The sequence below is a fragment of the Gemmatimonas sp. genome (assembly GCF_044344655.1).
Lineage (GTDB): Bacteria > Gemmatimonadota > Gemmatimonadetes > Gemmatimonadales > Gemmatimonadaceae > Gemmatimonas.
Genome location: NZ_JBIJCN010000018.1, coordinates 24902 through 42658 on the forward strand (window position 1 = coordinate 24902; position 17757 = coordinate 42658).

A 17757-nucleotide genomic window follows, 5' to 3' on the forward strand; every position below is an offset into this window, starting at 1 on the left:
AACAGGGACATCGTGGAAGAGGGACCGGTTTGCCGACGCACAAAGTTGTATATACATTTTTCCGAGGCCACCCGCTAGCCGTCCCGCCCGCCCGAGACGTCCCATGACGACCAGTACCGATCCTCGGCTCGATCCGACCCGCGTCATCCGCGCGCCGCGCGGCAGCCAGCTCGCATGCAGAAACTGGATTGCCGAAGCGGCCTATCGCATGCTGCAGAACAACCTCGACCCCGAGGTCGCGGAGCATCCGCAGCATCTCGTGGTGTACGGGGGCATCGGGCGCGCTGCGCGCGACTGGGCGTGCTTCGACCAGATCCTCGCCTCGCTCAGAGCGCTCGGCGACGACGAATCGCTCCTCATTCAATCCGGGAAACCCGTCGGGGTGTTCAAGACGCACCCCGATGCGCCGCGGGTGTTGATCGCCAACAGCAACCTCGTGCCCAAATGGGCCACGTGGGAGCACTTCAATGAGCTCGATCGCCGCGGGCTGTTCATGTACGGACAGATGACGGCGGGCAGCTGGATCTACATCGGCACGCAGGGCATCGTGCAGGGCACCTTCGAGACGTTCGTCGAGGCCGGTCGCCAGCACTACGACAACGACCTCTCTGGCAAGTGGATTCTCACCGCCGGACTCGGGGGCATGGGGGGCGCCCAGCCGCTGGCCGCCACGCTCGCCGGTGCCTGCTCGCTCGTGGTCGAATGCCAGCAGAGCCGCATCGACTTCCGCCTGCGCACGCGCTACGTGGACATGCAGGCGCGTGACCTCGATCATGCCCTCGCGCTCATCCGGGAGCACACCGCGCGCCGGGAGGCGGTCTCCGTGGCACTCCTCGGCAATGCCGCGGACGTGCTTCCCGAGCTCGCGAAACGCGCACGGGCTGGCAGCATGCGCCCCCATATTGTCACCGACCAGACGTCGGCGCACGATCTCATCAACGGATATCTGCCGGCCGGGTGGACGCTCGAGCAGTGGAAGGCGGCCCAGCAGGATACCACACAGCACGACGCGCTCAGAACGGCGGCGGCGAGGAGTTGCGCCGTACACGTGCAGGCCATGCTTGAGTTCCATGCGATGGGCATTCCAACCGTGGACTACGGCAACAACATCCGGCAGGTCGCGTTCGATCAGGGCGTAACAAGGGCGTTCGACTTTCCCGGCTTCGTGCCGGCGTACATCCGCCCGCTCTTCTGCGAGGGCAAGGGACCGTTCCGCTGGGTGGCGTTGTCCGGTGACCCGGAAGACATCTATCGCACCGATGCGAAGATCAAGGAACTGTTCCCGAACAACGCACACACTCATCGTTGGCTCGACATGGCGCGTGAGCGTATCAGCTTCCAGGGCCTGCCCGCACGCATCTGCTGGCTTGGCCTCGGTGAGCGCCACGTGGCCGGATTGGCATTCAACGAGATGGTGCGCCGTGGAGAGCTCAAAGCGCCCGTGGTGATCGGGCGCGACCATCTCGACACTGGCTCGGTGGCGAGCCCCAATCGCGAAACCGAAGCGATGAAGGATGGCACCGATGCCGTGAGCGACTGGCCGCTGCTCAATGCGCTGCTCAACACGGCTGGTGGTGCAAGCTGGGTGAGCCTGCATCACGGCGGTGGTGTGGGCATGGGCTATTCGCAGCACTCCGGGATGGTCATTGTGGCTGACGGCACCGACGCGGCCGCGCAGCGACTCGCGCGCGTGCTCGTGAACGACTGCGCCTCGGGCGTCATGCGCCACGCAGACGCCGGCTACGACCTCGCCATCAAAACCGCCAAGCAGTACGGGCTGCAACTGCCCATGCTTCGCTAGCCTGCCACCGGGATCCCCTTGCTTATGAACCCCACGCGTACACTGACCCCAGGGCAGCTCACCCTCGCCGATCTGCGCGCCGTATGGCAGCAGCCCGTCACCGTCACCCTCGCCCGCGGCGCATACCAGGCCATCGAAGACGCCGCGGCGGCCATTCATGCCATCGTGGCCAAGGGTGAGGCGGCCTACGGTATCAACACGGGCTTCGGCAAACTCGCGAAGTCACGCATCCCCGATGCGCAGCTCGAACTGCTGCAGCGCAATCTCATCCTCTCGCACTCCGTGGGCACTGGCGAGCCGATGAGCGACGCCACGGTGCGCCTGCTGATGCTCATGAAGGCAGCGAGCCTCGCGCGTGGCTTTTCCGGCGTGCGTCCGGTGGTGGTCGATACCCTGCTCGCGCTGCTCAACGCGGGCATTGTTCCCGTCATTCCCGTGAAGGGGTCGGTGGGTGCTTCGGGCGATCTGGCGCCACTGTCGCATATGACGCTCGCGCTGATGGGGGAGGGTTCGGTGCGTGTGCGTGGTATCGTGCAGCCAGCGGTCGAAGCGCTCGCCGCGGCGGGGATCACACCGATCGCGTTGGCCGCTAAAGAAGGGCTCGCGCTCATCAACGGCACACAGGTCTCCACGGCGTTGGCACTGCACGGGCTGTTCATGGCCGAGCGACTGCTGGAGGCGGGGACCGTCATCGGGGCGCTGTGCGTAGACGCTGCCAAGGGAAGCGATACCCCATTCGATCCGCGCATTCACGCCGTGCGCGGGCAGCCCGGCCAGATGGCGCAGGCCGCCGTGACGCGCGCCATGCTCGCCGGCAGTGAGATCCGCCGTTCGCATCTCGTGAACGACGAACGGGTGCAGGACCCGTACAGCCTGCGCTGCCAGCCCCAGGTCATGGGCGCCTGTCGCGACATCATCGTGAACGCCAGCCGGACGCTGCTCATCGAAGCCAACGCCGTCACCGATAACCCGCTGGTGTTCACCGACACCAACGAGGTGCTCTCCGGCGGCAACTTCCACGCGGAGCCGGTGGCCTTTGCCGCCGACATGCTGGCACTCGCCATCAGCGAGATCGGCGCGATCTCCGAACGGCGCATTGCGCTGCTCATCGACAGTACCATTTCGGGACTTCCACCGTTTCTCGTGAACAACCCCGGGCTCAACAGCGGCTTCATGATCGCGCATGTGACCGCCGCGGCGCTGGCGTCGGAGAACAAGTCGCATGCCCACCCCGCGAGCGTGGACAGTCTCCCCACGAGCGCCAATCAGGAAGACCATGTCAGCATGGCCACCTTTGCGGGGCGGCGCCTCGCCGAGATGGCCGACAACACGGCCACCATCCTCGGGATCGAATGGCTCGCGGCGGCCCAAGGCGTGGACTTCCATCGCCCGCTCACGAGCAGCCCCCGTCTCGAGCAGGTGCATGCCGCGCTGCGGCACCGTGTGCCCGTCTATGCCGAGGATCGCCTCTTCGCTCCCGACATCGAAGCCGCGCGGGCACTGGTCATCGATGGCACCGCCGGGGCCGCGCAGCGCGACCTCCTCGACACGCTCTGGAGCTGACACGCGATGTCCGCCGCGGTCCTCTGGCATCACGCGCGTCTCGCCACGCTGGTCCCTGATGCGCAGGACGGATGGGGACTCATCGACGATGGTGCCATCCTCACGGCCGGTGACACCATCGTGTGGGTGGGTGCCTATCGCGATCGGCCGGAGTCGGCGCGCGATGCGCGCCACGTGGACCTGGGCGGATTGCTCGTCACCCCCGGGTTGATCGACTGTCACACCCATCTCGTGTACGGGGGGCATCGGGCGAACGAAGCGGAGATGCGGCTCGAAGGCGCGAGCTACGAAGCGATCGCCCGCGCGGGGGGAGGCATCCGCTCCTCGGTCACGGCCACTCGGAGCGCCACCGACGACGCGCTGCTCACGATGGCGTCACGGCGCGCGCAGGCACTCATGCGTGAGGGCGTCACCACCCTCGAGATCAAGTCGGGCTACGGTCTGTCACTCGAGGCCGAAGCCCGCTCGCTGCGAGTGGCGCGCACCATCGGGCGTACGCTCCCCGTGGATGTGCGCACCACCTTCCTGGGCGCCCACGCCGTACCCCCCGAGTACGCGGGCCGTGCGGATGACTACATCAGGGCGGTATGCGAATGGCTACCGGTGCTGCACCGTGAGGGGATGGTGGACGCCGTCGACGCCTTCTGCGAAACGATCGGCTTCACCCCGGCACAGACGCGTCGGGTGTTCGACGCAGCGCGAGCGCTGGGACTCCCCGTGAAGCTGCATGCAGAGCAGCTGTCGGATCAGCGCGGCGCCGTGCTGGCGGCGGAATTCGATGCCCTGTCGTGCGATCATCTCGAGTATCTCGGCAGCGACGGGATCGCGGCCATGGAGGCCGCGGGCACCGTGGCGGTGCTCCTCCCCGGCGCATTCTACATGCTGCGCGAGACACGCGTGCCGCCCATCGCTGCGCTGCGTGAGGCCGGGGTGCCGATGGCGGTGGCCACTGATCACAATCCCGGAACGTCGCCGGGGCTCTCCCTCCTGCTCAGTGCGCACATGAGCTGCATCTTCTTCCGCCTCACGCCGCTCGAGGCGATCCGCGGCATTACGCAGCACGCCGCGCAGGCACTTGGACTTCGCGATCGTGGGGTACTGGCCGCCGGACTGCGCGCCGACTTTGCCGCCTTCGACGTGGCGCACCCCAATGAACTCGCCTACTGGTTTGGGACCAACCCGTGCCGCCGTGTGGTCGCTGCCGGCGTGGAGCGCGTATGAGCGAACCGTTCGTGTGGCAGGGGCGGACCGATGCCGAGGAGATTGGCGATACGCGCCGGTGGCATCACGTGATGCGCGCCTTCACGCCGATGTCGCGTGATGGCGTGGCGCTGATCGGATTTGCCGTGGACGAGGGCGTGCGCCGTAACGGGGGCCGCGTGGGCGCGGCGCAGGGCCCGCATACGCTGCGTAGCGCGCTGGCCAACATGCCCCTGCTGGAGGAACCGGCGCTGTGGGACGCCGGTGACATCTCCTGCGACGGCTCGGCGCTGGAGCAGGCGCAGGAGGCGTTGGCCACACAGGTCGCCGATACGATCACGCAGGGATGCACCCCGATCGTGCTGGGCGGCGGGCACGAGATGGCGTGGGGTACCTTTCAGGGGATCGTCCGCGCGCATCTGGATCGACAGCGCCTGCTGGTGGTCAACATCGACGCGCACTTCGATCTGCGCATGGCTGCCCAGGCGAACTCCGGCACGCCGTTCCGGCAGATGGCCGAGTGGTGCGCGGTAACGTCACGCCCGTTCGAATACCACGTGTTGGGCATCAGCCGCTTCGGCAATACGCGCGCGCTGTTCGACCGGGCCGAGTCTCTCGGGGTGCGCTATTGCCTCGACGAGGCGCTGCAGTCTGCCGGGAAGGTTGCAGAGGCGCAGGCGTTGCTCGAGCGCGACCTCGCGCAGTGCGACGGGGTGTATCTCACGATCTGTCTCGATGTGCTGCCAGGCCATGTGGCACCGGGCGTATCAGCACCGGCGGCGCTTGGCGTACCGTTACCGACGGTGGAGTCCATCGTGCGGCAGGTGTGCGCAAGCGGGCGGCTGCTCGGCGCCGACATCGCCGAGCTCAACCCGGCCCACGACGAGGGGGGACGGACGGCACGGACGGCGGCGCGTTTGGTGGCGGGGATTGCCCGCGCCGTCGGCGCGATGGGCCCCGGAGTGCGCTAGCGAGACGGCGTGATGCGCGGCCGCTCGAACAGTTGCCGTTCCGGTGCCCGGGTGACGCTGGGCGGCTCCGGCGGCGGCTCCGCACCGCGCGCCGCCATCGGGGTGAGCCAGGAGGACAGCCACCAGCGGTAACGCTGATCCTGATGCATCGCCACGAACCGTGGACCGGCACCGGCCATCGCTGATGCGGTGAACGGCAGCATCGCGCTCTGCAGATACGTGCCGCGCTCGTCGTAGTAGTCGATGAGGCGCCCCTGCCGATCGTTCTCGACCCCCACGAGGACAACGAAGCCACCGTCCACGATCGAGGCATCCACGACGAATGGCTGGCGGTTGGCCTGCGTGGTCGTCGTATTGCTGATCGTATTGCTGATCGTATTGCTGATCGTGCGGCGCACGCTGTCACCGGGCAACTGCAACCGGTCCACACGCGGGGTGGCCCTACCGCTGCTGTCCTGGGCGGCACTCACGATCAGGACCTCCCGATCGGTAAGCAGCAGGCAACGGCGGGCATCACCACCACCGAAGCGCAGGCGCGCCGATGTGTCGGTCGTCACCAGGTGCCGGCCCAGCAGCGAATCCTCCGCGGCGATGGCCGTGAGCGTGAACGCCTCGAGTACACGCCGCGCACCGAGTCGCCGCACATGCAGCAACGTGGCGGGTGACACCGTGCACAGTCTGCCGCTCCCGCCGCGCAACATCGGCAGATCGCGGCGGAACACGAATCCGCCGATCGATTCACGCACGAGCGTACTCGTGGCGCTGTCAATCACGTCCACGTGCGCATCTTCGGTTGCACGTGACAGATCGGTGGGCGCCACGATGTCACGCGGCACCTCGGCGTTGAGCACTGGATCAACACGCGCCGGCCGCGTGGACAGGAGCATGCCTTTGCCATGCAGCTCGAACTGGGTGATGCGCACAGGCGAGGCCTGCAGCAGCGCCACCGTGGTGCGACTCGCGCGAAGCACGAGGGGCACCATGGTGCTATCGGTGTGCTGCGTGACGTCGGTGCGCCACTCCTCACGCTTGGCCGGATACACCGTGCGCGCGGCGAGCGCCGCCTGCAGCTCCTCCGGGGCCTCGTCGGTGGCGTCCATCGTACCGGCACAGCCGGCAACGCTCAACGCCAACAGACCAGCCCAAGCAGAGCGGGGCATTACTGCCCGCACACGTTCCAGCGCACCACGGTGTCGTCGTTGCAGCGATAGGTGCAGAACCCGCAGCTATTGCCGCCGATGTTGCTACACGCCCCGTAGCCGGGCACGCGGGCAAACTGGGGGCAGCGACGGCGCGCCTGCGTGTCGGAGGCGGTCGGCACGAGGAGCAGGAGGAACACGAGCGGACCGAGCAGGCGGCCGGTACGGCGCGCAGTGGCTGTCCGCGAGAGATCGTGACGATCGTCGGGCATGGCGTTGGGCTGGTGAATGCGTGTCACAGGGAACTACAGGTTCAACGCAGGATCGGCAAGGTGTTCGGGGGCCAAGGGCTCACGCCACCGTCGCACTGAGGTGCAGGCGAAGCCCGCGCGCGTGGTGTCGGGTATGTGCGCTGAGTAGGCGCAGCGCTTGCCTGGCCGGCAACGATCCGAAGTATGCGTGCACCACCGCAGATGCCGACGGCTGACACAGGGCTTCCGCGGCACGCCTCGCGGTATCTTCAAGGCGGGCAATGGCCCCCTCCGGCGACAGCAGCTCCGCCTCCGTGAGGTCGGGGAGCACCTCCGGTGGAGCGTCTGCACCTTGAGGGAACCGCTTGAATGCCAGAAGAACCGGAAGCATGAACCGCCCGGAGACCCACGCAGCGACTGGCGGCACGCGAAGCGCCATGCCCTTGGATCCACGAGCTGACGTTATCCCGAATTCGTAGGCGCGAATGACATGCAGCGTGAGCGCCGCAGGGCTCCAGCGTCCTGGTCCCATCGGCTGCTGCCAGTGAATTGATCGTATCCCACGCACCGCATCAATAAATTCGACGAGCGCCCCATCGTGCTCACGCAGCACGATCCCCAGCGCACTACCGCGCGGCATTCCGCACGCGCCAGAGATAGCTGAACTTCACGAAGGCCCCGTCGCTGGTGCGCTCCACATCGCCCGGACGCATCGTCTCCGACGCATCGAGCGCCGTGCCATACCCGAAGAACACCACCGTCCCTGGGCTCGGGAGATAGCTCACGAGCCAGTCAGCGCGTCCCAGCAGCGATCGGCGCGCTCCCTGCGCCGACAGCACACCTGCCGCAGAGCGACGGAATAGCGGCTGCTCCGTGCGCGGGTCACGCAACGCGCTGCGATCACGCGATTCCACCTGACCGATGAAGCGCAGGAACAGCGCTCGCGTGACCTGATACTCGAGCCGGAGGCGCGGCACGATCTGGGTGCTGAAGAGCGTGCCGTCGCGATCTCGCACGAACTGCTGATAGCGCAACAAGCCGCCGATACGCACCTGCGAGGTAGGGCGCAGATCCACCTGCGCCTCCACTTCACGACGGCGCACCGTCGAGGTTTCGAAGAACTCCGGTTCCGTGCCCACGGTGGCCGTCAGCGTGGCGCCGGCCTTTCGCCACTGCGGGGTGTTCACGCTCAGCGCCACCGTCGTCGTCGTTTGTGCGTCGCTGGGAGCGAACGCCAGCGTGTCTCGTCCGGACTTCGACAGCACCGCATACTGCGCATAGCGCCGTGGGTCGAATGCCACGCGCTGCAGCTCGGGCTGCACACTCGCGCGCCATCCACCGCGGATCACCATGGAGTTGTCGACGGAAGCACGGGCCTCGAGTGGCCCCTCGCGACTCCCGAAGCCCTCGTACGTCCAGAGCGAGCTGCCGCTGAAGAAGTGCTGCCGCTGGTCCCACCACCCACCTTTCGCACCGAAGATCGTATAGCGCTGGTTGATCTGCGCGCGCACGAAGTTCACGCGATTCACGAACCCCGTCTGCGTTTCGAACTGGGGCGTGAAGCCTTGCAGGTTGTAGCGGTAGCCATAGCCGCGGCCGGTGCGGCCGTGGCTCACCTCCCATAGGGATCCCGTTCGCGTGGTGGTGTCGCGCGTGATGCTTGCGGCATACCGCAGATCCACGCTGAACACCTTCGCGAACTGCAGGCGTGAATCCACGCCGGCGACGCGGTTGAACCGCGCGCCCTCGGTGCGATCGGTAAAGACAATCCCCGCGGTGCTCTGTTCGCCGAGATCACGGCGCAGCCGGATGATGTTGAACACCGGGCTCGTTTTGCCGTCGCGCCCGCTGGTGGGGGCATCGATCGCCGACATCACGCCCACGTCGGTCCGCGGGATCTTGCCAGTGAGCTTGAGCGCCGCCAGCGGCTGCACGATCGAGCGGGTATTCACGAGACGGTTGGGCGCGTCGAACTGCTCGCTCCCCTCCACGAAGAACGGACGCAGCTCCGGAAAGAAGAGCGCAAAGCGCACATCGCCGGGGATCTGCCCCACGTCGGTCTCGACCTGACTGAAGTCGGGATTGGCCGTGGCATTCACGGTGAAATTGGAGGTGATCCCCCACCGCACGTCGCCGCCGAACTCACCACGCGCGCCGTATTTCCACCCGTCGGTCGCCGGCCGGCCGGTCGTGGAGCTCACCGAGGTCGGCGTAACGTCGAGCACGAGCCCGCGCTTCATCCCTGTCATGCCGCGCAGGTAGCCGGACTGCGGCGTGAACGCTTGCAGGGCGCGCGACGTGGGCGCCCAGGTGTCCTGATACCCGGTCCGCTGGATCTGGCGAACGATCTGCACGCCCCAGTCCTGCGTGCCAGCTGCCTGATAGCGGATCGACTTGAAGGGAATACGCAGTTCGACGGCGTAGCCATCGTCCAGCAGTCGTCCCTTGGATTGCCACACATAGTCCTGTGACAGATCCACCGCCTGCAGCGACGCGCGCGACACGCCGGGCCCCGCGGACACGTCGCTGCGCATGCCGTCCGCCTGCACCCCGAACGGGTTCACCGCAAACACGAACGAGCGACGGCGATCGAGGAACGTATCGAGGTGGATCGCCATCCAGTCGTCGTTCGCGATGCGATCACGCTCGGCCAGCGTAGCGCGCACCGTCCCCGCAGGGGCGTAGGCGCGGATGCCCACATAGAGCGCATCCTCGGCGTACCAGAGGCGAACCTCGGTGTTGTCCGGCGCCGGGCGGCCGTCCACCGGGCTGTAGGTGGTGAACTCCGTCAACACCGACGCCTGCTGCCACACCGGCTCGGAGAGCGCGCCATCGATGGTCACCGAGTCGCGCAGGCGGGGCGCACTGGCCGAGAGCTGGCGCGCCCGCCCCGAAAACACGGTGGCCACCGCCGGCGTGGGCGCGGGCAGGGCCTCCGGCGCGAGTGGCGGGGGACCGTTGACCTGCTGCAGCAGCGCCATCAGGACAGAAATCATGGCCGGAGTCTAGCGTGACCAGCCCCGATCCGTCAGGCGAGGTCTGGGCAGCTGACCATATCGTGGGGAGGACGGGGGATTAGGCCGCCCCGGCGCGTCCCCCCCACATGTCGCGCGAAGTTGTCGAACCCGATCCTTCCGCAACCGCATCGTCAGCAGGGTCCCGATCATGCGGATTGGCGGGCGCTTCGTGCGGCGACTAGGATAGGCGCACCGGGGTGTCGTCGCCACACCCTCCACCCCGTCTCTCGCCCAGGCGTTCATGCCCGCTCTGTCCGTGCTGTTGCAGGTGGTGGCCATCACGCACGTCACGGTGGTCGACCCCGACCGAGCGCGCCCGCGCCGGGACCAGACCATCGTCGTGCGCGGCACGCACATTGACGCCGTTGGGCCCAGCGCCTCCACGCCGGTGCCGCGAGATGCCCGCGTTGTAAACGCCGCGGGAAAGTTCGTGATCCCTAGGCTGTGGGATATGCATGTACACACCGACGTCCCTGGAGGACGTGCGCTGCTGCCGCTGTATATCGCGCATGGCGTGACCGGGGTGCGCGACATGAATGGACGGTTGGAAGTCGTACGCGGCTTCCAGCGCGAGGTGGCGGCGGGGACGCTGGCAGGGCCCCGATTGGTGGTATCCGGGCCGTTTCTCGTGGGACGCCCGCTCCCGCCAGCGCTGGGGATCCCGCATTACGTGGTGCGTGACTCCGCGAGTGCGGTGACGGCCGTGACGGCGGTCGCCACGTCGGGGGCGGACTTCATCAAGGTGCACAACGGGATCTCCGCCGAGGCGTACCGGGTAATCGCGGCGGAGGCGCGGCGCCGGAACATGGTGTTCGCGGGACATGTCGCGCCCCCCACCACGGTGGAGGAGGCCGCGGCAGCGGGGCAGCGTTCACAGGAGCATCTGTACGCCTTCATGAACCGCTGCGCCCGTGCCGATTCCGCGGTCGTGGCCGCGGCGCTCCCGATTCAGCAGTTCGTAATGGGCACCTGTACCTCGGCGTCTCGGACAGGCGTGTATGCGGCGCTCGCGAAGCACCGCACGTGGGTGACCCCCACGCTCATCGTGCAGGAACTCGTGGCCACCATGCGCCCGACTATCGTGGCCGGCGACCGCACGGCGCAGTTCTACACTGATTCGCTGATGCAGCGGGTGGCAATGGAGATGGAACTGCCCGCCGCGGTACCACCGTCGGCGCTCGCGGCGGGCGCGGTGCTCTTCCGGAAGCGCCTCGAGGTCGTGCGCGGACTGCACCTGGCCGGCGTCCCACTGCTGGGGGGGACCGACTCGCCGCTTGCCGCAGGGGGACCGGGGATGTCGCTGGTGGGAGAGCTGCGTCACCTCGTGGCGGCCGGCCTCTCGCCGCGCGAGGCGTTGCGTACGGTAACGACGGAGCCAGCGCGCTACCTGGCCGCCGACTCACTCGGGGCCGTGGCGCCGCGAGCCGTTGCTGATCTGGTGGTGCTGGACGCCGACCCAGTGGTGGACATTGGCAACGTGGCCCGCGTGCACCTGGTGGTGGCGAATGGACGCGTGTATGACCGCTCAGCGCGAGCCGCGCTCAAGGCCGCGGCGCGGAAGGCGGCGTCGCCGGCCCCTCCGAACGCCGGTCGGAGGGGTAAGGGGCAGTAAGCGGAAGCTTGCCGTCGGCAGAGCGGGCAGGGATAACCGGTGGGTAGGCGGGCCACCGCGTGATCGGGGTCGCCTACTTCGCCGCGCGAATCAGCCGTTCCTGCACGGCACGCAGTGGCAGCGTGGGGCCACCGCTGATGTTCCACGCATTGAAGACCACCACCATCTCCTGATCAGGAAACGCCATCGGGAACTGCCCGCCGAATCCGGATCCGGCCCAGATGAACGCGCCCGCTTGTACCGGATTGTTGTACAACCACCACTTGTACCCGTACTGCGGCGCGCCAGCACGCGTGCTGGTCGGGATGTGTGGGGTCACCGATTCGCGCACCCAGCGTTCCGACACGACGGTCGTGCCCTGCCACCGACCGCCCTGCAGCCAGAGCTGCCAGATCCGCGCCAGGTCGGTGGCTTCGAGATACAAGCCCCCTTCGGTATCGATGGCGCCCGACGTCGTGCGCTTCCAATGCCAGTTGGTGATGCCGAGTGGCGCGAAGAGATGCCGCGCCGCGTACTCCTCGATGTCGACGCCGGTGGCACGAAAGAAGATGTGTGCGAGCAGCGCGCTTTCGCCGCTGCTGTAGTTGAACTGGGTGCCCGGCTCGCGCATCATCGGCCGGTCGATGGTGAACTTGACCCAGTCGGGGCTCGCCTCGAGCGCACCCGCCGTGTTGCGCGGATCGCTATATGGAACACTTTCGTTCCAATCGAATCCACCCGTCATCGTGAGCAAGTGGCGGATGGTGATGCGCCGCTTCCGATCATCGCGGTTCGCCACGGTGCTGGTGTCCCAGAACGTGAGAATCGGCGTGTCGAGTGCGGGGAATTCACCTCTGGTGACCGCCACCCCGATAACCGCCGAGGCCACCGTCTTGGACACGGACTGCAGCGTGTGCAGCGTGCCTCGCCGATACGTCGGGTGCCACCACGGGTTGAAGTAGTTGAAGGGCCCCGTCGGGTCGTGCGAGTTGTTCAGCGATGAGGCGGCGCGCGACGAGTCACCGTAGATCTTGTCGTAGTCGCGCGGATACCGCTTGTCGATCACGAGCCGACCCCGACGAATGACCAGCATGCGGTCAATGTTGCCGTACCTTCCCGCCGTGATTTCGGCGTCGAGGCTATCGAGCACGGCGGGATTGAGACCGACCGTCGACGGCGTCGCGGTTGGCCACGTAAATGCTGTTGGCTGGGCGCCGAGCGACGAGGCGGCGAGCAACGCGAGGGCGAGAGCGGAGCAGGAGAGTCGGCAGGTCATGGTCATATCCTACGCCGCCTACATAGACGGCGGAATAGCTGTGGTCGGCCTGGGACACCTGCCGGCAAAGAACGAGAGCTCACCGCCAATCAGCAACGGCGTGGTGATGGCGCCCACCCGGCCGATCGAGACGCGCCTACCCCATTGCTCTGCTCGTGGGGGACCTTACGAGGCGAAGTCTGCGCCAGCACCGGGTGTGGCGGTCTCTGCCAACCGCATGCGCCGAACGAACTCGCGTCCACAGGCGAGCTTGCCCGCCAACTCGCTGTCCGGGTCGACGGCCCGCCAGAACGGAGTGACGGAGGCCGCACCCGCCTGCCGGCGCAGATACGCTCGCTCCGACACCACCCGCAGCGCGATCCCGGTCGTTACGGGACACGTGTGTTCAGCCCCGTGCGACGCGGCCAAGGTCTGGCGAAGTGTCGTCGCCGCGACGACCGCCCCGAACGGGATCTCAGCCACCGCTGCATCGACAACCGACGGGGTGACGACCAGCATTCGGGCGCCTGCGGGGATGCCGGCAAAAGCCTTCTCCAGCACTTTCACTTCGGGCTCCCGATGGCAGGCGAATCGCGCCTCCCAGTCGGTTCCAGCCTTTCTGTCTCGTGGCGGCTTTTTCACGGAGAGCACTCGTTCGGCGAACGTTGAATTCGGCGGCAACGCTTCGTTAAGCCACGCCGGCGCGGGTAGACGCCGGCGGACCGTAGAACTGCAGAACGTTCGCGCCCGGGTCGCGCACATGGAACTCCCGCGTGCCCCACGGCGTGTCCTTGGGTACGGCGAACGGCCCGGCTGTTTGCTCAGCGAGGGCGCCGGCCGCGAGTACCTCGGCGTGAAGCGCGTCCACATCAGGCGTCGGAAACCGGTACGCCGGCCGGTCGCCCGCATGCGCCCACTGCCCCGGATCCGCCCACTGCAGGTGCAGCTCTACCGGCCCGCGGCGCACCACGGCATAGCGCGGCGCCTCCGCGGCGTCCCGGAACACTTCCGGAAAGCCGAGCCGGGCGTAGAACGCCAGGGAGACGCTAACATCACGTGCCATGAGCACCGGGTGGACAGCCGTGATGTCGGTTGGCATGCAAGACCTCGGAGATCAGGAATGGGGCCAAACGAGACCGGGTGCTGCTGCAAAGCGGCCGCCGGTGAGCCATCCGTGGTACGTGCGCGATACGCTACACGCCAACGACCGGAGCGTGATCAGTCAGCGTCCGTGATTGGGCCGCCGCCGGTGCATGGATTGCGAGAACCGCCAGTGCCAGGACACCAAGATTCACTGCACACTCCAGAACGTGATCTGTTGATCAATCGCGGGCAATCAGCGCCTTCCGGATCCCCTCCAGCTGCGCCTCGATTGCCTGGACCCGTGCCTCGAGCCCATTCAAGACCGCAGCCTCAGCCATCGGCCGCTCCACCGGAAGCCCCCCGCCCCGTCGCCGCACGAAGCGCAGGTACCCAATCCCCAGCGTGACGACCAACGCCAGCGTGATCGCTATGAATCGCGCCATCGAGGTGCCCGTCGCCAGAATCAGTCCCACCCCATAGAGCATGGTGAAGACGCCACCCAGCAGCAGGCCATTGCTGAGCGTCGACAGCTGATCCGCCCGGAGTACCGCAACTGCCATCGCCAGCGTGGCAAAGGCGATCAGGATCAGGCTCGTGCTTCGCGCCCACCCTTCGCTCACCTGCTCGGCTCGGCGACTCAGGACCTCGACGGAATCACGGATGCTCCGCATCTGCGCCTGCTCGTCGGCTGAAAGGGCCGCCGCGGGGCGCCCGCCTTCGAGCTGCCGTTCCTCGCTCCCCAGCGCCCGCATCTGTCTTTCCAGGGGCTCGGCGGGTGATGGGTGGAAGGTATTGACGCCAACGCCAATGAACGCCGTCAGGAGAAGACCAAGGAAGAAGGCGAAGATGATCGAGAATGGACCACCTTCTCTGAGCTTTGTCATGGCAGCATCGGATCGAAGGGATGGGATGACCCCGCCTAAAGACAACGCGGGACCGCGCGCTCGCAGAAGCGCCTCGATGAATGAAACGTCTACCGCCCGTCGACGCTCAAGACCACTCGGACACTGGCATCTACCGCAGACTTTTCGATGTAGCCGATCGCATTCGGGTTGGTCGCGACGAACCTTTTGACGTCAGCAGCCGTGCCCAACTCCTTTGGCGGAAGTCCTTTGCCTGAGAAAACCAACCTCGACCAAATCGCCTTGACTTGGCTCGCCGTTTTGCCGGTCACCTTCAAATAGAACTGGTCACGCTCGGGGGCAGATGCAGGCAAGTCGACGGGCTGCGCCACTCCGCCACCGGGTAAGGCTCGTGTTTTGCCGAGGAAGATCGCGCTGACCTGATCCGCCGTCATCTGTGCTGTGGTGCTCTTCGGATTGACGATGACCGCCACTTGCGCACCCGCAACGTTGGTCATGAAAAGACCGGAAACGAGCAAGATGCTACAAATGACTGATTGACGGATGCGCATGATTTTCGGTTGTTGTCGTTCGTTGGTGTTTCGTGATCGAATTTTCCTGCCACGACAGGAGCATGGGAACTCCAAACGCCCTCCACAAGCCCGACTGGCTCGGCCTCGCCCTTCGCGAGTGGCTTCGCCTCGTTGATTTGTGCGTCGGCAGATCAATCCGCGGCTTGAGATTGTCGGCCGGCGCCTGCAGGCAGCGTTGCAGAACGCCTACCTGCTATTTCCTGTCGGACTTCCTGTTCGGAGACAGAGGGCCACCGCCCGAGCGTTTTCCCTGAATTTCGACATGGTATTGCTGCAGGCGAATAAAGCGTTCTGCACTGGTTGGATGCGAACTGGCGAACTTGATCGATCCGGGTGATTCGGCAGCGATGCGTCGCCAGAAAAGCGACATCCTCTCTGTGGGCTGATTCGCTCGTGCCAAGATGTAAGCGCCGACGTAGTCGGCTTCCCGCTCGAAATCCTGACTGAACGCCATCGCGGCAATCTCGGAGAACCATTCCGTCAATGCGCCTTGGGAGTTGATCCCCTGAGACGCCAATGCTAGATCGGCAATGATCCCCAGAAGAGCGCCCCAACCGGCGTTCGTCATCTTCGATTCAATATGGCGCTCCGAATTGTGCGCGATCTCGTGCGCAAGCACGGTCTGCAGTTCTCCGTCGCTTGCGAAACGAAGCATTCCCGTCGTCGCGTACACCAATTCCCCGTCAGCATACGCGTTGATTTCATCTTCCCTGATAATCTCGGCGATGCCGCTGCACAGGAGGTCCGGGGTGAACACCCCCGAGTCGACCCGAACCGGTCCGCCCACCAAGCCGTTCCGCGGTGTGCTGGGACGCGCATACACCACCCTGAGAGCGGAGGGCGCGCGCGTCTGCAGGGTCCGGAAGGTCTTCTTGGCCTGATCTAGCCCCGTTGCCTTCTGCCCAACCGGCTTGTCGTTGAGCCTGAGAATCCGATCACCCGGCTGAAGCACATTGGCAATGGGTGAACCGGGACTCACGTGGGTAACGGTCACGGAATCGCTGATCCCGAGCGCCTCTGCTGCACTTCGAAAGTCACGCGTCCATGAGTCCCGAACGGCCAGCCTGGCTCCCAATTCGGGACGCGCCTTGGGGCCGCACAAGTCGACACTCGCCCGAGCGAGTGGATATAGAAGTCGGTCAACGCGGGCCTGATTTTCCCATTCGCTCTCGATGAAAAAACGGCTTTGCGTTTCGGCTTCAATCGCCAGATCCGAGGCCCCGACCGTGCCCATCTGCGACTGCGGGGCAACGCACGCCCCCATACTGATCGCGATCAACCCGAGGAGCGTGATCGTGCGTGATAGACGGGATGCCACGTGCCTGCTCTCCGTTTTCAGGTAGTTTCGGGCAGCAAAGGATGACCTTCGGTGCAATCAATGTACATCGAACCTGCGCGTGTCCACTGACGGTGCGCGGTGCTCTGCTTCACGATGACGGGAGATGAAGCAGCCGACGGCTTGGCATAGGTGATCTTCTTGCTGCCGCCTTCGGAGCTCGCGATGTGACCGGACGTCATGACCGCGAGGGCGAGCACGCGTGCGTACATCATCATGATGATGGGGGAGTGAGGGACCAATCACACAATGCGACCAGGACGCACAGCGAAAAGGCGCACTCCACAGCAGCCCTGTCAAGAGTAACGCTTGATGAGACACCTTCTGGGCGAAAGCTACGGCACGTCAGCCAGCTCAGTCAGGAAAACGAGTCGGTTTACCGAGGCCCTGATCGTAGCGGTGCTGCACGAGTGGGACGCGGGGGCGAAGACGGCGGACTGCAGATCTCGGAAGCGTATGGTGCTCGAGCGCGTCCCTAATCCGGCCATCAGCGGGGCCAACCAGCGGTGGAGCATGGATTTCGTCAGCGATGCTTTGGCGGGATGACGCGCTCCTGGCCGTCGAACGAGGGCGAGAGCAGCGCCGGGAGCCACCAAAGGCAAGGGATTCAACTATTCTGTACTCGTACAGGGCACGTCTCCGTCCAACCTCTCTCTCGCATTCATGAACAGATGGACCGTATCAAGGAGTTTGGCACGGCCCTCGACGTGGGGCAGCAGGTGATGGTCACCAAGGTGGTGATCAAGGGGGACTCGCACATCGATTTCCAGCTGGGCGGCGGTGGCTTCGGCACCCTCTTCGATGACGCCGGGACGCAGCGCGTGTCCTCGGGCACCGCTGGGGAGTCGGCGCGCGAACGGGCGCTGCGCGACTCGATCAAGACGGCCCCCACCCCCGCCGACACCGCCACCGAGGAGCGGCAAGGTACGCTCACCGTCCTCACGCGCAGCTATTCGGCTGGCGGGATGAAAGTCACCACCAGCTTCGTCAAGGACGTGCTGATCGACTTCGCCATCAGCCCCAGGTAGACGCGGAGCGAATGCTGCCGCGAGGTTTGGCTCGATCTCGAGCGCAAACGAAAGAACCAGTACGTCAGATCGGCCCTCGGTGGCCTG

17 protein-coding genes are annotated in these 17757 nt (G+C 66.1%); 6 read left to right on the top strand and 11 right to left on the bottom strand.

Going from position 1 to position 17757, the window contains the following annotated elements; genetic code table 11:
* Window positions 1–103 precede the first annotated feature (103 nt).
* Genes hutU through hutG form a run of 4 tightly spaced genes read left to right on the top strand, consistent with a single transcriptional unit; the run spans window position 104 to window position 5535 of the window.
* A complete protein-coding gene (hutU, locus tag ACIQ51_RS06905; RefSeq protein ID WP_396204291.1) occupies window positions 104–1801 on the top strand; it encodes a urocanate hydratase in 1698 nt (565 codons plus the stop codon).
* Between the two features lie 24 nt (window positions 1802–1825).
* The gene (hutH, locus tag ACIQ51_RS06910) at window positions 1826–3364 is read left to right on the top strand and encodes a histidine ammonia-lyase (protein WP_396204292.1); all 1539 of its coding nucleotides are present in this window, start codon (window positions 1826–1828) and stop codon (window positions 3362–3364) included.
* A gap of 6 nt (window positions 3365–3370) precedes the next feature.
* Complete coding sequence (gene hutI / locus ACIQ51_RS06915; RefSeq protein WP_396204293.1) at window positions 3371–4585, top strand: imidazolonepropionase; 1215 nt, start codon at window positions 3371–3373, stop codon at window positions 4583–4585.
* On the top strand, window positions 4582–5535 hold the full coding sequence (gene hutG, locus ACIQ51_RS06920) for a formimidoylglutamase (RefSeq protein ID WP_396204294.1): 954 nt from the start codon (window positions 4582–4584) through the stop codon (window positions 5533–5535). The genes hutI and hutG overlap by 4 nt, the downstream gene beginning before the upstream one ends.
* Here hutG and ACIQ51_RS06925 read toward each other — a convergent pair.
* Genes ACIQ51_RS06925 through ACIQ51_RS06940 form a run of 4 tightly spaced genes read right to left on the bottom strand, consistent with a single transcriptional unit; the run spans window position 5532 to window position 9921 of the window.
* On the bottom strand, window positions 5532–6695 hold the full coding sequence (locus ACIQ51_RS06925; RefSeq protein ID WP_396204295.1) for a hypothetical protein: 1164 nt from the start codon (window positions 6693–6695) through the stop codon (window positions 5532–5534). The genes hutG and ACIQ51_RS06925 overlap by 4 nt on opposite strands.
* Complete coding sequence (locus tag ACIQ51_RS06930; protein ID WP_396204296.1) at window positions 6695–6973, bottom strand: hypothetical protein; 279 nt, start codon at window positions 6971–6973, stop codon at window positions 6695–6697. The genes ACIQ51_RS06925 and ACIQ51_RS06930 overlap by 1 nt, the downstream gene beginning before the upstream one ends.
* A gap of 52 nt (window positions 6974–7025) precedes the next feature.
* Window positions 7026–7565, bottom strand: coding sequence for a DinB family protein (locus tag ACIQ51_RS06935; RefSeq protein WP_396204297.1), 540 nt, complete (start codon window positions 7563–7565; stop codon window positions 7026–7028).
* Window positions 7552–9921: a DUF5916 domain-containing protein gene (locus ACIQ51_RS06940; protein ID WP_396204298.1), complete on the bottom strand. Its 2370-nt coding sequence runs from the start codon at window positions 9919–9921 to the stop codon at window positions 7552–7554. Before ACIQ51_RS06940 ends, ACIQ51_RS06935 begins: the two co-directional genes overlap by 14 nt.
* A gap of 262 nt (window positions 9922–10183) precedes the next feature.
* Here ACIQ51_RS06940 and ACIQ51_RS06945 point away from each other — a divergent pair, with 262 nt between their 5' ends.
* Window positions 10184–11554, top strand: a complete 1371-nt coding sequence (locus ACIQ51_RS06945; protein ID WP_396204299.1) for an amidohydrolase family protein — start codon at window positions 10184–10186, stop codon at window positions 11552–11554.
* A 73-nt stretch (window positions 11555–11627) separates the two neighbouring features.
* Here ACIQ51_RS06945 and ACIQ51_RS06950 read toward each other — a convergent pair whose 3' ends face one another.
* The 7 genes from ACIQ51_RS06950 to ACIQ51_RS06980 all read right to left on the bottom strand — a co-directional run bounded on the left by ACIQ51_RS06950 (window position 11628) and on the right by ACIQ51_RS06980 (window position 16860).
* Window positions 11628–12809, bottom strand: coding sequence for a serine hydrolase domain-containing protein (locus tag ACIQ51_RS06950; RefSeq protein ID WP_396204300.1), 1182 nt, complete (start codon window positions 12807–12809; stop codon window positions 11628–11630).
* A gap of 165 nt (window positions 12810–12974) precedes the next feature.
* A complete protein-coding gene (locus tag ACIQ51_RS06955; protein ID WP_396204301.1) occupies window positions 12975–13430 on the bottom strand; it encodes a hypothetical protein in 456 nt (151 codons plus the stop codon).
* Between the two features lie 46 nt (window positions 13431–13476).
* Complete coding sequence (locus tag ACIQ51_RS06960; RefSeq protein WP_396204302.1) at window positions 13477–13887, bottom strand: bleomycin resistance protein; 411 nt, start codon at window positions 13885–13887, stop codon at window positions 13477–13479.
* Window positions 13888–14110: 223 nt separating this feature from the next.
* Window positions 14111–14755 (bottom strand): hypothetical protein, encoded by a 645-nt coding sequence (locus ACIQ51_RS06965; protein WP_396204303.1) that lies wholly within the window; start codon window positions 14753–14755, stop codon window positions 14111–14113.
* Window positions 14756–14844: 89 nt separating this feature from the next.
* A complete protein-coding gene (locus ACIQ51_RS06970; protein WP_396204304.1) occupies window positions 14845–15231 on the bottom strand; it encodes a hypothetical protein in 387 nt (128 codons plus the stop codon).
* Between the two features lie 268 nt (window positions 15232–15499).
* On the bottom strand, window positions 15500–16624 hold the full coding sequence (locus ACIQ51_RS06975) for a M48 family metalloprotease (protein WP_396204305.1): 1125 nt from the start codon (window positions 16622–16624) through the stop codon (window positions 15500–15502).
* 17 nt (window positions 16625–16641) lie between these two features.
* Entirely contained in the window at window positions 16642–16860 is a 219-nt protein-coding gene (locus tag ACIQ51_RS06980) for a hypothetical protein (RefSeq protein WP_396204306.1), read from the bottom strand.
* Between the two features lie 453 nt (window positions 16861–17313).
* Here ACIQ51_RS06980 and ACIQ51_RS06985 point away from each other — a divergent pair, with 453 nt between their 5' ends.
* Window positions 17314–17670 carry a hypothetical protein gene (locus ACIQ51_RS06985; RefSeq protein ID WP_396204307.1) on the top strand — a complete coding sequence of 119 codons (357 nt, stop codon included), beginning with the start codon at window positions 17314–17316 and terminating at the stop codon, window positions 17668–17670.
* Window positions 17671–17757: the final 87 nt, after the last annotated feature.

Coding starts and splice junctions, on each gene's coding strand:
- hutU (WP_396204291.1), top strand. CDS start 104: ATGACGACCAGTACCGATCCTCGGCTCGATCCGACCCGCGTCATCCGC.
- hutH (WP_396204292.1), top strand. CDS start 1,826: ATGAACCCCACGCGTACACTGACCCCAGGGCAGCTCACCCTCGCCGAT.
- hutI (WP_396204293.1), top strand. CDS start 3,371: ATGTCCGCCGCGGTCCTCTGGCATCACGCGCGTCTCGCCACGCTGGTC.
- hutG (WP_396204294.1), top strand. CDS start 4,582: ATGAGCGAACCGTTCGTGTGGCAGGGGCGGACCGATGCCGAGGAGATT.
- ACIQ51_RS06925 (WP_396204295.1), bottom strand. CDS start 6,695: ATGCCCCGCTCTGCTTGGGCTGGTCTGTTGGCGTTGAGCGTTGCCGGC.
- ACIQ51_RS06935 (WP_396204297.1), bottom strand. CDS start 7,565: ATGCCGCGCGGTAGTGCGCTGGGGATCGTGCTGCGTGAGCACGATGGG.
- ACIQ51_RS06940 (WP_396204298.1), bottom strand. CDS start 9,921: ATGATTTCTGTCCTGATGGCGCTGCTGCAGCAGGTCAACGGTCCCCCG.
- ACIQ51_RS06945 (WP_396204299.1), top strand. CDS start 10,184: ATGCCCGCTCTGTCCGTGCTGTTGCAGGTGGTGGCCATCACGCACGTC.
- ACIQ51_RS06950 (WP_396204300.1), bottom strand. CDS start 12,809: ATGACCTGCCGACTCTCCTGCTCCGCTCTCGCCCTCGCGTTGCTCGCC.
- ACIQ51_RS06960 (WP_396204302.1), bottom strand. CDS start 13,887: ATGCCAACCGACATCACGGCTGTCCACCCGGTGCTCATGGCACGTGAT.
- ACIQ51_RS06965 (WP_396204303.1), bottom strand. CDS start 14,755: ATGACAAAGCTCAGAGAAGGTGGTCCATTCTCGATCATCTTCGCCTTC.
- ACIQ51_RS06970 (WP_396204304.1), bottom strand. CDS start 15,231: ATGACCAACGTTGCGGGTGCGCAAGTGGCGGTCATCGTCAATCCGAAG.
- ACIQ51_RS06980 (WP_396204306.1), bottom strand. CDS start 16,860: ATGATGATGTACGCACGCGTGCTCGCCCTCGCGGTCATGACGTCCGGT.
- ACIQ51_RS06985 (WP_396204307.1), top strand. CDS start 17,314: ATGGACCGTATCAAGGAGTTTGGCACGGCCCTCGACGTGGGGCAGCAG.